The 13,893-nt window shown below is 61.1% G+C and carries 12 protein-coding genes and 2 pseudogenes; 11 read left to right on the top strand and 3 right to left on the bottom strand.

The window, feature by feature from the left end; genetic code table 11:
- Nucleotides 1-3 precede the first annotated feature (3 nt).
- Genes NKJ08_RS29995 through NKJ08_RS29980 form a run of 4 tightly spaced genes read left to right on the top strand, consistent with a single transcriptional unit; the run spans nt 4 to nt 3,662 of the window.
- The gene (locus NKJ08_RS29995; protein ID WP_352531092.1) at nt 4-1,095 is read left to right on the top strand and encodes a phosphotriesterase family protein; all 1,092 of its coding nucleotides are present in this window, start codon (nt 4-6) and stop codon (nt 1,093-1,095) included.
- Nucleotides 1,096-1,152: 57 nt separating this feature from the next.
- Complete coding sequence (locus NKJ08_RS29990; RefSeq protein ID WP_352531094.1) at nt 1,153-1,923, top strand: glutamine amidotransferase; 771 nt, start codon at nt 1,153-1,155, stop codon at nt 1,921-1,923.
- 3 nt (nt 1,924-1,926) lie between these two features.
- Nucleotides 1,927-2,835: a ribokinase gene (locus NKJ08_RS29985; RefSeq protein ID WP_352531096.1), complete on the top strand. Its 909-nt coding sequence runs from the start codon at nt 1,927-1,929 to the stop codon at nt 2,833-2,835.
- The gene (locus NKJ08_RS29980; RefSeq protein ID WP_352784726.1) at nt 2,832-3,662 is read left to right on the top strand and encodes a BtpA/SgcQ family protein; all 831 of its coding nucleotides are present in this window, start codon (nt 2,832-2,834) and stop codon (nt 3,660-3,662) included. The genes NKJ08_RS29985 and NKJ08_RS29980 overlap by 4 nt, the downstream gene beginning before the upstream one ends.
- 377 nt (nt 3,663-4,039) lie before the next feature.
- On the opposite strand, the gene NKJ08_RS29975 is transcribed toward NKJ08_RS29980, so the two are convergent.
- Nucleotides 4,040-4,576 (bottom strand): dihydrofolate reductase family protein, encoded by a 537-nt coding sequence (locus tag NKJ08_RS29975; RefSeq protein WP_352531100.1) that lies wholly within the window; start codon nt 4,574-4,576, stop codon nt 4,040-4,042.
- A gap of 37 nt (nt 4,577-4,613) precedes the next feature.
- On the opposite strand from NKJ08_RS29975, the pseudogene NKJ08_RS29970 reads away from it, so the two are divergent.
- Nucleotides 4,614-4,858: pseudogene (locus NKJ08_RS29970) on the top strand (hypothetical protein); the annotation flags it as partial.
- A gap of 1 nt (nt 4,859) precedes the next feature.
- Here NKJ08_RS29970 and NKJ08_RS29965 read toward each other — a convergent pair.
- Both NKJ08_RS29965 and NKJ08_RS29960 read right to left on the bottom strand, forming a co-directional pair.
- A complete protein-coding gene (locus NKJ08_RS29965; RefSeq protein WP_352531114.1) occupies nt 4,860-6,590 on the bottom strand; it encodes an adenylate/guanylate cyclase domain-containing protein in 1,731 nt (576 codons plus the stop codon).
- A gap of 261 nt (nt 6,591-6,851) precedes the next feature.
- Nucleotides 6,852-7,007, bottom strand: coding sequence for a hypothetical protein (locus tag NKJ08_RS29960; protein WP_352531102.1), 156 nt, complete (start codon nt 7,005-7,007; stop codon nt 6,852-6,854).
- A gap of 187 nt (nt 7,008-7,194) precedes the next feature.
- Between NKJ08_RS29960 and NKJ08_RS29955 the strand changes: the two genes are divergently transcribed.
- From NKJ08_RS29955 to NKJ08_RS29930, 6 genes and pseudogenes are all read left to right on the top strand, one after another.
- Nucleotides 7,195-8,151 carry a P-loop NTPase fold protein gene (locus NKJ08_RS29955; protein WP_352531104.1) on the top strand — a complete coding sequence of 319 codons (957 nt, stop codon included), beginning with the start codon at nt 7,195-7,197 and terminating at the stop codon, nt 8,149-8,151.
- Nucleotides 8,152-8,472: 321 nt separating this feature from the next.
- Nucleotides 8,473-9,057 carry a hypothetical protein gene (locus NKJ08_RS29950; RefSeq protein ID WP_352531106.1) on the top strand — a complete coding sequence of 195 codons (585 nt, stop codon included), beginning with the start codon at nt 8,473-8,475 and terminating at the stop codon, nt 9,055-9,057.
- Nucleotides 9,058-9,301: 244 nt separating this feature from the next.
- Nucleotides 9,302-9,532 (top strand): annotated as a pseudogene (locus NKJ08_RS29945) (LacI family DNA-binding transcriptional regulator); the annotation flags it as partial.
- A gap of 89 nt (nt 9,533-9,621) precedes the next feature.
- Nucleotides 9,622-10,824, top strand: coding sequence for a DUF6600 domain-containing protein (locus NKJ08_RS29940; protein WP_352784722.1), 1,203 nt, complete (start codon nt 9,622-9,624; stop codon nt 10,822-10,824).
- Between the two features lie 488 nt (nt 10,825-11,312).
- Complete coding sequence (locus NKJ08_RS29935; RefSeq protein ID WP_352531116.1) at nt 11,313-12,362, top strand: LacI family DNA-binding transcriptional regulator; 1,050 nt, start codon at nt 11,313-11,315, stop codon at nt 12,360-12,362.
- A 70-nt stretch (nt 12,363-12,432) separates the two neighbouring features.
- A complete protein-coding gene (locus tag NKJ08_RS29930; protein ID WP_352531110.1) occupies nt 12,433-13,686 on the top strand; it encodes an ABC transporter substrate-binding protein in 1,254 nt (417 codons plus the stop codon).
- The last annotated feature ends 207 nt before the right edge of the window (nt 13,687-13,893 follow it).

Here is a 13,893-nt window from a genome sequence, read left to right as displayed (position 1 = left end):
CCGATGAGCAATCTTTTCGATGACGCAGCGCCCATTAAGCGGCTGGCGATCGGGGTCGATACCGGCCATGTGATGACCGTGCTCGGCCCGGTTCCGGTCGAGGAGATGGGCATCACGCTGATGCACGAGCACATATTGCTCGACGGCGCGCGCAGCTGGAAATGTCCCTGCCATCCCGACGACATGGCGATCGCCGAGCAGCCGGTGAACATCGGGATCATCGGCGAATTGCGCATGAACCCTTACGTCAACCGCGACAATGTCTCGCTCGACGACGCCGACCTGGCGCTGTCGGAGCTGCAGCGCTATCGCGCGCTGGGCGGCCACACCGTCGTCGACACCACCAATATCGGCATCGGCCGCGACCCCGAAAAGCTCGCCCGCATCAGCCGCATGTCCGGCCTGAAGATCGTCATGGGCACCGGCTTCTATCTCGAGCACACCCATCCCGAATGGCTGAAGGCGATGGATGTCGACGCCGTCACCGAGTTCATCGTCAACGATGCCGGCGGCGGCGAGACGCAGCCGCCGATCATCGCCGGGCTGATCGGCGAGGTCGGCGTCAGCAAGGATTTTACCGCCGAGGAGCGCAAGTCGCTGCGGGCTTCGGCGCGCGCCTCGCGCATCACCGGCGTGCCGCTGTCGATCCATCTGCCCGGCTGGGAGCGGCTGGCGCACGAGGTGCTCGATGTCGTCGAGGCCGAGGGCGCCGATCTTCGCCACACCGTGCTCTGCCACATGAACCCGAGCCACGACGATCCCGACTACCAGACAAGCCTCGCCCGGCGCGGCGCCTTCCTCGAATACGACATGATCGGCATGGACTATTATTATGCCGACCAGGACGCGCAATCGCCCTCCGACGAAGAGAATGCGCGGGCCATCGCGAACCTTGTCGAGGCCGGTTTCGGCGACCGCCTGCTTTTGTCGCAGGATGTGTTCCTCAAGATCATGCTGACCCGCTTCGGCGGTTTCGGCTATGGCTATATCCTCAAGCATTTCATACCGCGCCTAAAGCGCCATGGCGTCGAGCAGGCGGCCATCGACCGCATGCTGATCGCCAATCCGAAGGCTGTCTTCGCGCGGCAGACCTGAGCGGCGCCCCAGATTTACGGCGATAAGACTTACCGCCAGAGTTACGACGGAGTTCAAATGTCCAAGAAAAAGATCCTGCTTGCCGGCGAATCCTGGGTGTCGACCGCGACCCACATCAAGGGTTTCGACCAGTTCCCGACCGTCACCTACCACACCGGCGCGGACGAATTGCTGAGCGCGCTCAAGACGACCGAGTTCGCCGTCACCTTCATGCCGGCGCATGAGGCGCAGCGCGGCTTTCCGCAGACGATGGAGGCGCTGTCGGCCTATGACGCGGTGGTGCTCTCCGATATCGGCGCCAACACCCTGCTGCTGCATCCCGACACCTGGGTCCACTCGAAGCCGACGCCGAACCGGCTGCGCCTGCTGCGCGACTATGTCAGCGCCGGCGGCGGGCTCTTGATGTTCGGCGGCTACTACAGCTTCCAGGGCATCAATGGCGGCGCGCGCTACCGCAAGACGCCGGTCGAGGACGTGCTGCCGGTGACCTGCCTGGCGTATGACGACCGCGTCGAGGTTCCCGAAGGCTTTGCCCCGGTGCCGAAACCAGAGTCGAGCCATCCCATCCTCAGGGGTCTCGGCTCGGACTGGCCGATCCTGCTCGGTTTCAACGAGGTGACGCTGAAGGACGGGGCGGAGGTTCTGGCCACCGTATCGTCCGATTATGGATCGCTGCCGCTGCTTGTCACCGGCCATTACGGCAAGGGCCGCACCGTGGCCTGGACATCCGATGTCGGGCCGCATTGGCTGCCGCCGCAATTCATCGCCTGGCAAGGTTACAAGACCCTGTTCGAACAGATGCTGAGCTGGGCGACCGGTGAGAGCTGAGCCATGCATGTCCACGTCGTCGGTAATGCCTGCGTCGACACGATGTTTCACGTCGGCCGCTTCCCTGCCGCGGGCGAGACTTTGAATGCCGTGAGCTATGCCGACGACCTCGGCGGCAAGGGCGCCAACCAGGCGGTCGCGGCCGCGCGCACGGGTGCAGAGGTGACGTTCTGGACCGCGCTCGGCAAAGACCCTGCAGGCGCATGGATCAGAAGCCGCCTTGAAAGCGAGCTGTCAGACCTCGAGGTGAGCGAATTCGAGCTGCCGAGCGACCGCTCGACCATCGCCATCGATAGAGGCGGCGAGAACTTCATCGTCAGCGGCGTCGCCTGCAGCGAAGCCTTCGATCCGGTTGCGCAGACAGCGCTTGTCCGCTGGATCGCGCCCGGCGACATCCTCGTCTGCCAGGGAAATTTGCGCGCCGCCGCGACCAATGCCTGCCTGAGGGCAGCAAGGGAAAACGGTGCACGCACCGTTCTCAACGCCAGCCCGATCGACGCGGCATCTGTGCCCGATCTTGGCCTGGCGGAGGTTTTGGTGGTCAACCAATCCGAGGCGAAAACCCTGACCGGCCGGGATGACATGGCGGCGGCCGCCGATGCGCTGGCGGCCAAAGGCGCAGGCACGGTCGTGATCACGCTCGGCGCCGAGGGCTGTCTCGTGCTTGGCCCAGACCATGTATCACCGCTTCGTTTGCCGGCGCCACAGGTCGAGGCGCTCGACACCAGCGGCGCCGGCGACGTGTTCTGCGGCTGTCTGGCCGGCGGGCTTGCCCGGGGAATGCTTATTACCTCGGCGCTGGAGCTGGCGCTCGCGGCCGCGGCCATCGCCGTGACACGGCCGGGCACGCTCGCATCCTGTCCTTCCGCCTCCGAGATGGCGGCGATTATCGATCAAACGGAGCTCTCATGACCCAGATCGGCCAATCAGGCGGCGACGCGCTCCTAGAACTCTTCGGCCGCACCAAGGTGGTGATCGGCGTCGTTCACCTGGCACCGCTGCCCGGCGCGCCGCGCTATGACGGCGAGGCCGTGGAAGCGATCTACCAGCGCGGGCTCGACGATGCCAAAGCCTATCTCGACGGCGGCTGCGACGGCGTCATCGTCGAGAACCATGGCGATATCCCTTTCGCCAAGCCTGACGATATCGGGCCGGAGACGGCGGCCTATATGGCTGTCGTCTCCGACCGCATCCGCCGCGAGCTCGGCAAGCCGATCGGCATCAATGTGCTGGCCAATGCCGCAATTCCGGCCTTGGCGATCGCCAGTGCCGCCGGTGCCGGCTTCATCCGCGTCAATCAATGGGCGAATGCCTATGTCGCCAATGAGGGCTTTGTCGAAGGCGAGGCGGGCCGCGCCGCACGCTACCGCACCAGGCTGCGCGCCAATGGCATTCGCATTTTCGCCGATGCCCATGTCAAGCACGGCGCGCACGCCATCGTCGCCGACCGCCCGGTGGAGGAACTGGTCAAGGACCTGGTCTTCTTCGACGCCGACGCCATCATCGCCACCGGCCAGCGCACCGGCCACGCCGCGGATCTGAGCTACATCAGCATGATCAAGCAAGCCGCCGGCCTGCCGACGCTGGTCGGCAGCGGCGTGACGCCGGACAACGCCAACGACATCCTCGCCATCGTCGAAGGCGTGATCATCGCCAGCGCGCTGAAGCACGACGGCGTCTGGTGGAACCGGGTGGACCCGGAGCGCGTGAAGCGGTTTGTGGCCGGGTTGAAGCGGTGAGGGGGATCTCCCCCCTTGAGGGGGAGATGTCGCCGGAGGCGACAGAGGGGGTCGTCTCGCGTAGTGCGCCACCCCCCATTGTCGCAAGAGAGGAGCCGCCCCGTCGAACTGCCCCCCTCTACCCTGCCGGGCATCTCCCCCTCAGGGGGAAATTGGCCGTCATCACCGCTTTCGCTAATCGCCAGCGTTGCAGGATAAGCGCCGAGGCCGAAGCTGCCGATCTCCCCTCTTGAGGGGGAGATGTCGCCGGAGGCGACAGAGGGGGTCGTCTCGCGTAGTGCGCCAACCCCACTGTCGCAAGAGAGGAGCCGCGCCCGGTCGAACCGACCCCCTCTGCCCTGCCGGGCATCTCCCCCTCGAGGGGGGAGATTGGCTCATCACGCCTTCCCAGCCGCATACTCCAGCGCCACCACGCCATTGCCGAACTGCCTGGCAAAGATCAGCTCGAGCGGCACTTGCACACCGGGCGGGAACAGCAGCTTGCCCTGGCCCACGGCACCGGGGTAGCTGAGCAGCCTGATGCGGTCGACCAGGCCGTGGCGCAGCAATTCCTGCGCGACGCTCAGGCTGCCATGCACATAGATGTTGCCGCCGCTGCCTTGCTTCAGCCCTCTGACGGCGTCCGGCAATGCGCGCTGCAGCAGCTCGGCCGGTTGCCAGTCGAGCGCCGTCAAGCTGGTCGAGGCGACATATTTTGGCAGGGCGTTGAACCGGTCGGCGAAATCTCCGGTCTCCTTGGGCCACGAGCCGGCAAAAATCTCATAGGTCGTACGCCCCAACAGCATGGCGCCGCTGTCGGCAAGCTCGTCGTCCTTGAATTTCTGCATCTCATCGTTCCAGGCCACGCTCGGCAGCTTCTCGACCTCGGCAATGCCATCGACGCTGATGAATTCGGTGATGATGAGTTTTCTCATGGCGGGTTCCTTCTGTCGGGACGGCCGTGCGGGTCTTGTGCGAACTGCACCGTCAACTAGCGCGGCGCTTTTTCAGGGGGAGGGCTTTCCCTGTTCAGATTCGATCTACAATGACCGCCCGCTGAGCAATACCAGTTTCCTGGTCAGTATCTGCGCCACGTCGAAGCATGCGTCGGCGACTGGATCATCTACTATGAGCCCAGCAAGGTAGAAGAGAGCCGTAGCTATTTCGCTGTGACTAAGGTCCAACAGCTTATCGCCGATCGTGCGAGTCACGGGCTGCCTACAGGTTGGCAATACCGGCTTTCAGCAGTCCTTCGCGGACGTGCTGCACATCAGACTCCTGGGCATAGTGCAGGGTGGCGATGAATGAATCGAGGTCGAATTGGGGATCGAGCGTTCTGATCTTGCCTAGATGCGCCGCGGCCGCGATTTCATCGCCGAGCCAGCCGTAGCAGGCAGCGGCGAAAGCGTGCTGAACCGAGTCCATGGTTGACAGATGCATGAAAGCTTCGATCGCCTCGCCATACTGGCGCGCGGCGAAATGCGCCTTTCCCAGATGGCTCCAGAACCTCTCCGGGTGGTGCGGGTTCAACTGCATTGCCTTGCGGATCCATTCAATTCCCTCTTCCGGCCTCCCGAGCCACGTCAATAACTCGCCTTGCTGCACCACCACGAGGTCGTAATTGGGATTGAGGGCGAGGGCGCGCTCTTGATGGTAGCGCGCTGTGGTCAGCTCATTGTTGTTCACGTTCACTGCCGCGAGAATGCGGTGGACATCGGCATCGTTGTTGTCCAGCGCCAGCGCCCTGTCCAGCGCTGCCATGATGTCGTTCCAGACTGCATCCCTGTCTTCGCACCAGTTATGGACCCAGGCCTGGCCAAGAATGCAGGCCTGCCAGGCATGGGCATGGGCATAATCGGGGTCGAGCGCGACGGCCCTGTCTATCAAGGTTCGCGCGCGTTCATTATCCGCAATCGTGCTTCGGTGATGCAGCACCTTGGCAGCAAGCACACATTCATACGCGGCCATGTTTGCAGGTTTCGCCCGCGCGAGCTGGTCCCGCTGAGCCGCCTCGACACGACCGGGCAGCGTGGCTGCGATCGCCGCGGTCACCTCATCCTGAATCGCGAATATGTCGTCCAGCTTCCGGTCATATTTGTCCGCCCAAATATGAGCGTCATTCGCCGTGTCGATGAGCTGAGCCGTCACGCGCACCCTGTCGCCGATCTTGCGGACGCTTCCCTCCACCAGGTATTGGACGTCGAGTTTCTCGGCCACCTCGCGCACATTCACGGCGCGGTTCTTGTAGACGAAGCTGGAATTGCGCGAGATGACGAACAGCTCATGGTGGCGGGACAGTTCGGTGATGATGTCCTCGGTCAGTCCGTCCGCGAAAAATTCCTGCTCGGGGTCGCCGCTCATGTTGGTGAATGGCAGCACCACTATCGAAGGTTTCGAGATGGATCGCTTTGCCTCGACTTCTGGCAGGACAGAACTATCAAACCCAATGCGATAGAGGCGAACCGGGCGGCTGATGTTCTTTAACGTCTTCTCGCCCAGGTCCTCCATGGCAATTTCGAGACGGTCGGCAATTTGGGTCGCCACCGCTGCGGTCACGCAGATACCGCCGACGTCGGCGAGTTGCTCGATGCGCGAGGCAATATTGACGCCGTCGCCGAAAATGTCCTCATCGTCGAAAATGATGTCGCCGAGATTTATGCCGATCCTGAATTCCATACGCCGTTCTTGCGGCACATCCGAATTGCGCCGTTTCATGCGCTGTTGGATTTCCACGGCGCATTTCACGGCATCGGTCACGCTCTGGAACTCAACGAGCATGCCGTCTCCGGTGGTTTTGATGATCCGGCCCTTGTTCTTCGCGATGGCGGGATCGACCAGTTCTATGCGATGGGTCCGAAGGCGTGCGAGCGTGCCGGATTCGTCGGCCTCCATTAGCCGACTGTAGCCCGCCATATCGGCAGCCAGAATTGCGGCTAGTCTCTGTTCCATCGCTGAACCACAAACCAAGCTTATCCTTCCAGAGCTGCCAAATCCAGCAATTTGGGCTTGTGGCTGGATCAAGACATCTTCCTACCCGCAGCAGCAAGAAAGGGCGGGTCAGAACCTTCCGCCTGGTGGCTGCGAACTCGATCGCATCAATGGCGGGAGGGATCCGCGCGGCGTCAAGCTCGTCGAGGCGATATATTTCAGCAGCGCGTTGAACCGCTCGGCGAAGTCTCCGGTCTCCTTGGCCACGAGCCGGCAGAGATCTCATAGGTCGTGCGCCCCCAAAAGCATGGCGCCGCGATCGGCCAGCTCGTCGTCCTTGAATTTTTGCATCTCATCGTTCCAGGTCACGCTTGGCAGCTTCTCGACCTCGGCAATGCCATCGACGCCGATGAATTCGGTGACGATGAGTTTTCTCATGGCGGGTTCCTTTTGTCGGAGGACGGATCGTGCTGGCGAACCGCTCCGTGAAAATAGCGCGGCGCGTTGTTGTTTTTGAGAATATCAGATGCGAGCCTGAACCTGAGGCCAGGGGTAGAAAACTAATGAAATCTTTTGTGATTATGCCATAGGTTAATGTTTGATCACTCGTTAGTTGGTTTTTGGAATGGCTATTAATCAAATAAAACGTGAAATCCTCATCGATGAACCCTCCAGGGAAGATCAGTTCCATGGCAAGGGTCATGAACGGACGGCTGAAGCTCTCGCATCTGCGATAACGAATTTCCGAGGTGACGATCGCGCGATCGGGCTGGATGGTCCCTGGGGAAGCGGAAAGTCCACCGTGGTGGAGATCGCACGGCGAAAGCTGACCGAGAAAGGTACTCGTGGCGGCGTTCACCACAGCTTCTTTACCTTTGATATATGGCAATCCCAAGGTTCATCTTTTCGTCGTTCATTTCTCGAGCATTTTCTCGATTGGGCAAGGGCGACCTTTCCCAAAGAGGATAGCTTGCTTGAGGAAATAGAGCGGAAGGTAAAAGGCAAGGTTCGCGAGACCCAATCAACGAACCGATCCATGCTCGACTGGTATGGAATATGTGTAGTCCTCTTGATACCGCTTCTTCCCGTATATTATTTTTGGGCAAAATCAGCTTTTGACGCTGGCGCTTTTTTACGCTCGTGGCCCTTCATTTTTATGCTTGCGTTTCTTGCCGTTGCGTTTTGCAGAGCATGGTGGAGATTCGGTCATTCGCATGACAGAATTAGTTTTCGTGACGCATTATCACAAACGCTTCAGATTAGTGCAAAACAATACGAGGATCAAAAGATAACTCAGCATATCCGCGAGACAGATCCGAATGATTTCGAGTTTCAGAGTACTCTTCGTGAAATCCTCTCCGTAATTCAATCTGACAAGTCACGCGTAATCATCGTTCTCGACAACATCGACCGACTCCCAAAGAAGGAAATCAACGAATACTGGGCGCTCGTCCGCGCCGTTTTCTCCCGCGGCCCGCTATCGAGAAACTCGGGAGCGAAAAATCCAGTGACCGCCATAGTGCCATACGACCGGCGCCTAATTGAGGGAGGCTACCGCAACTCTAATTATGCCGCGAAGTAACTGATCATCCGGGCGTTTGTTTCCGGCAATCTTCCGTCCATAAATCTCGCGAACCTTCTGAAATATTATGGCCGTTGTGTCCCTCTCTGTTGGCAACGAGATCCAGTCCGTATTGAACCGCCACATGGTCTCCTGCTGCCAGATGCGTGCTCCACTCGTTCGCCGGCACCCCCGTAAGCAAGTCTGCTATCCTTTGATGAAAGAGCCGCCACCGAACTCCGTCGCTCTGAAACGAAGCACGCACCACTTCAACAGGACATTCATCAAGTTTGACTTTGGAAATTTCTTCGTCGCGAATTTGCGAGTCAAAGCGCGCGCACGTTGCTGGAAAAGATCTCGACATCAGGTTATGTGTCTCTCGACCCTGCTTTTCGCGTAGCTTTCTCGGAATTTGTACTCGGTGTACTTGCGGGACGTGTTGTCATTGTAGACGCAGCGTTGAACTACGACCTGTTGCTCGATGCTATCGACAAAGACTTCCATTCCGACATTTTTCGGAAGCTGCGGGAGGATTTGAAAGACGTGACTACGACAACACTCACTGTCGCGACAGCCGCTTTCCCACGAATTATGGATCAGCTGCTGAACGTGGGAGAAAGGATTTCGCGCCAGGAGAAGGACAATCTGATTCGATATATCTTGTGCGCAGCGTTGGAGGCAGACAATCGCAAGATATTAAGAGGAGTTGCCGGCCTTGGACGGACGAAGGTAGCCGACTTCATAAGGCACTCGGAGGAAAGCACCAGAGAAAAGGTTAAAGGTGCATGGGGCGTTTTCTCTAATTCAGGTTCCGACCGGGATTGGAGTAGGCAGATTGGCGAGCTCCTACACGGCAAGCGGAAAGCTAAATCACTGTTTGACATAATTTGGGGAACGGGCAGGGACGACGAAGAGGAAGCTGCATAGCTGGATTTTTGCAGTTTGCAGCAACGGTCATCCCGACTGCCATGGGAAACGCCCAAGCGCGGTGGGCCGATTGCCTCGCTTGCTGCCCACCATACCCCCTTTGCCAACTCCTCAACCGTTTCCTAATCTCCATCTGAGAAAACCTTTTACCAACTCTGCCGGCATCCGCTGACCTCACCATTCAGCGCCTCGCAGGGCCATAAGAGAAAAGCTTTTCTCAAATGGGAGGATCGATATCCAAATCATGGCGTCCGATGCGCAGCCAACGCCCGTCTCAGCCAAGCAGCCGGTCACCCTCCGCGAGGTGGCCGCGCTCGCTGGCGTCAGCGTGGCAACGGCCTCAAAAGCGCTGAACGGGCAGGGGCGGATGACGGCCGAGACGCGGACCCGGATTCGCGAGACGGCGCAGCGGCTTGGCTTTCGCCCGAACAGCCTGGCGCAGAGCCTGTTGCAGCGGCGCAGCTTTACTGTCGGGCCCGCTGACCAACGACCTATCGCCGCGCCTTCGGCGCGTATTTGTGACGGTTCACCGCCCTCGTGAAGCAACTCTGATCCCAAATATCATTGTGCGATGCCAAGCCGTTGTTTGAGGGGATCGGCAACGTTAGCAAAGTGGAACAATCCGGCAGCCGGCGGGTTTGTAGGATGAAGGGCGATCTGTTTCGGAGGAAGATTACGATGAAACGCGTCCTTGCCCAACATGCGGTGCGACTGATGCTCGGCGGTGTAACCGCCTGCCTGCTCACGGTCGTCGAGATTCCCAACCCGATTACGCCATTGTCGCTTGTTTCCGAGGCAAGGGCTGCCACCACCGTTTCGATCAGCACGTTCTACGAAGACCTGTCTTCCTATGGTGATTGGGTCTCGTATCACGGAGCGACCGTTTTCGTGCCGGTTGATGTGCCTGACGATTGGCGTCCGTATACGCTTGGACACTGGGTCTATACCGAGCAGTATGGCTGGCTCTGGGTGTCCGACGAGCCATTCGGCTGGGCGACGTACCATTACGGCCGGTGGGGCTATGCCGACGATATCGGCTGGTACTGGGTTCCGGGCACTCGCTGGGCGCCAGCATGGGTGAGTTGGCGTCGTGACAGAGAGCACATCATTTGGGCGCCGCTGCCGCCCCGCCGCGATCCGGATTTGATTTCAATCGAGGTGACCTTCGACACGACGCCGGATTATTACTGGGTTGTGGTCCCCACCCGCGAATTCCTTGCCGCGGACATTTCTGTGGTCGTTATTCGGGATGAGCCGGAGTTTGTGCGCATTGTCGAGGCGGCCGAACCGGCCGGCGACGTGACGATCCAGAACAATTTGGTGATCAACAAAGTCATTGATGTCGATGTGATCGAAAAGGAGACGAACCAGAAGGTGACTGCCGTCAAGGTCAGCAAGACCGACGCGCCCGAGCAGTCCGGCAAACTGGAAAACGATACGGTCGCTGTCTTTGAGGGCGAGGTGAAAGCCGACCCTAAGGCCAAACCAGCTAAGCTCAAAGACATCGAGGAGGTGAAGCAGGTTCAGGCTGGCCGGAAATCGAAGCCGACCGAAGGCGCTGCAACGACCGAGCAGGCCAAGCCCGAAGAAACCGCCAAGCCTGAGAAGCCGAAGGTCGGCGAGCAGCCCGCCGCCGAGCCGCAGCAGGCCGAGCCCGAAAAGGCGGCCAAGCCTGAGAAACCGAAGGCCAAGGAGCAGCCGGCCACCGAGCAGCAGCAGGCCGAGCCCGGCAAGGCGGCCAAGCCTGAGAAGCAGAAGGCCAAGTAGCAGCCCGCCGCCTAGCAGCAGCAGGCCGAGCCGGAACAGGCGGCCAAGCCCGAGAAACCGAAGGCCAAGAAGCAACCCGCCGCCGAGCAGCAGCAGGCCGAGCCCGAGCAGGCGGCCAAGCCCAAGCCACAGAAGCAAAAAAACAAGGCGTGCGATCCGCAGACTGAGAACTGCTAGCTATGCGGGTAGACTACGGGCACCGCGGCCATTCCATCGCGGTGCCCGCTGAACGGCAATGCACGCCAAAGCTGCTCGCCCTCTTTCCTTCGGGCCGCCATGGCAGATCCTGGACCCAGGGCAGCGAGTCGTAGTTGACTGCCGAACATGCCTGTAACCAGGCCATTCCCTCTTGCCATCCTTGCATCCTTCCCCTAATCTTCCTTTTGAGAAAACCTTTTCCCAACTCTGCCGGCATCCGCTGACTTCACCATTCAGCACCTCGCAGGCCGGTAAGAGAAAAGCTTTTCTCAAATGGGAGGATCGATATCCTGGCATCCGATGCGCAGCCAACGCCTGCCAAGCAGCCCGTCACCCTGCGTGAGGTGGCGGCACTTGCCGGCGTCAGCGTCGCCACCGCCTCGAAAGCCCTCAACGGGCAGGGGCGGATGACGGCCGAGACGCGGACCCGGATTCGCGAGACGGCGCAGCGGCTTGGTTTTCGCCCGAACAGCCTGGCGCAGAGCCTGTTGCGGCGGCGCTCCTTTACCGTCGGGCTGTTGACCAACGATACCTATGGCCGCTTTTCGCTGCCGCTGATGGCCGGCGTTTCCGATGCGCTGGTCGATGCCGGCGTCTCGGTGTTTTTGTGCAATGTCGAGGACGACCCGCGCCTTGCCCAGCTGCATGTCGATGCCATGCTCGACAAGCGCGTCGACGGCATCATCGCCACCGGCAAGCGCATCGACCGCCACCTGCCGGTCGACCTCGCCAATCTCGGCATTCCGGCGATCTATGCCTTTACCGAGCCCGATCCAAACGCCATCGCGTTCGTCTCCGACGATGCTGGCGGCGCGCGGCTGGCGGTCGAGCACTTCTGCCGGCTCGGGTGGCGGCGCATCGCCCATGTCAGCGGTCCGGCGAGCTTTGCCGTGGTGCATGCGCGGGCCGAGGCCTATCGCGCGGTGCTGGCCGAGAACGGCTTGCCGGTCATGGAGCCGCTGCTCGGCCAGTGGTCGGAAGCCTGGGGGCATGAGGCGGTCAAGACGCTGTTCGACGGCAAGGGACGCGATGGCGAAAAGCCCGACGCGGTGTTTTGCGGCAATGACCAGATTGCGCGCGGCGTCATCGACGCCTTGCGCGAGCGCGGTATCGGCGTGCCGGACGAGGTCGGCGTCATCGGCTTCGACAATTGGCAGATCGTCGCCGAGGCGACCCGCCCGCCGCTGACCTCCGTCGACATGAACCTGGCCGCGCTCGGGCGCGAGGCCGGCCTTGCCTTGCTTTCGCTCGTCGGCGGCAAACCCGCCGAACCGGGCATCAGAAAACTGCCGTGCCGGCTGGTGGTGCGTCAGTCATGCGGCCGTCCGCCGGACGGCTGAACGAAACGGGCCGTGCTGATAGTCACCCGCTCGGGGGCGCGGCTAAATTAGAACCATGTGGAGGAGAACCATGAGAACCACCATTACCGGGCTCGCCATCGCCGCGAGCATCCTGGGCACGCTGGCGACAGCCGGGACGGCCGCCGCCGACACCGCCAACATCTGGGTGCGCGCCGACGGCTCGAACTTCATGCCGCGCATCGTCGATGCCTTCAACAAGGGGCATCAGAACCAGATCAAGCTCGACATCATCCCCAATGCCGAGATCATCCCGAAATATGGTGCTGCCGCCGCTGGTGGCACGGCACCCGATGCGCTCTCGCTCGACCTGATCTACACGCCCTCCTTCGCTGCCGCCGGCCAGCTCGAAGACATCACCGACTGGGCGAAATCGCTGCCCTATTTCGCCAGCCTGTCGCCGGCCCATGTCAAGACCGGCACCTATAAGGGCCGCATCTACGGGCTGCCGTTCTCGGCAGACTCTTCAGTGCTGATCTGGAACAAGAAGCTGTTCAAGCAGGCCGGCCTCGATCCGGAAAAGGGTCCGACCAACTGGGCCGAGATCGAAGCCGACGCCGAAAAGGTCAATGCGCTCGGCGGCGACATCAAGGGCTTCTATTTCTCCGGCAATTGCGGCGGCTGCAACATCTTCACCTTCACGCCGCTGATCTGGGCATCGGGCGGCGACATCCTGACTGAGGACGGCTCCAAGGCGACGCTGGACACCCCGCAGATGCGCGGCGCCATCGACCTCTACCGTTCCATGGTCAAGAAGGACCTGGTGCCATCAGGCGCGCAGACCGACACCGGCTCCAACTTCTTTGCCGCCTTCGCCACCGGCAATATCGGCATCTCGCCGTCCGGCGCCTTCGCCATCGGCGCGCTCAACACGCAATATCCCGATATCGACTACGGCATCACCTTCCTGCCCGGCAAGGACGGCGGCTGGTCGTCGTTTGCCGGCGGCGATAATTTCGTCGTCACCAAGGGCACCACCAAAGTCGCGGTGGTGAAGGAGTTCCTCGATTTCGCCTATTCGCTCGAGGGCCAGACCATTCTGGCGAAGTATGGCAGCCTGCCGGTGCGCGGCGACATCGCCAAGGACGCGCTCAAGGACCTTGATCCGCGCTACCAGATCGCCGCCGAAGCCATGGCCAAGGGCCGCACGCCCTATTCGGTGGTGTTCAACGATCTGATAAACTCGGCCAACGGTCCGTGGAACCAGATGATGAACGAGGTCTTCTTTGGCGAAGACGTCGACGGCGCTATCGCCAATGCGCAGGAAACCATGCAGTCGATCATCGATTCGGCGCCGCAGAAGTAAGCGCCGGCCCCACCTCCCCCTCGAGGGGAGGTCGGACCGCAGGTCCGGGTGGGGTCATCTCGGAAGTGCTCGACGGGTCTTTCTGTCGGATCTTTCTGTCGGCGCACTTCCGAGAGGACCCCACCCCCCGGCCGCAGCCCGTCACCCCCCCGCACGAGGCGGGGGCGGGGGGCGGCCACCGAAAGGACGTGGGCAGGAGACAAAAAC

Source organism: Mesorhizobium sp. M0244, from assembly GCF_040321795.1.
In the GTDB taxonomy this organism is placed as follows: domain Bacteria; phylum Pseudomonadota; class Alphaproteobacteria; order Rhizobiales; family Rhizobiaceae; genus Mesorhizobium.
The sequence above is the reverse complement of the archived record's forward strand: the minus strand, read 5'-3'. Positions and strand labels throughout refer to the sequence as shown.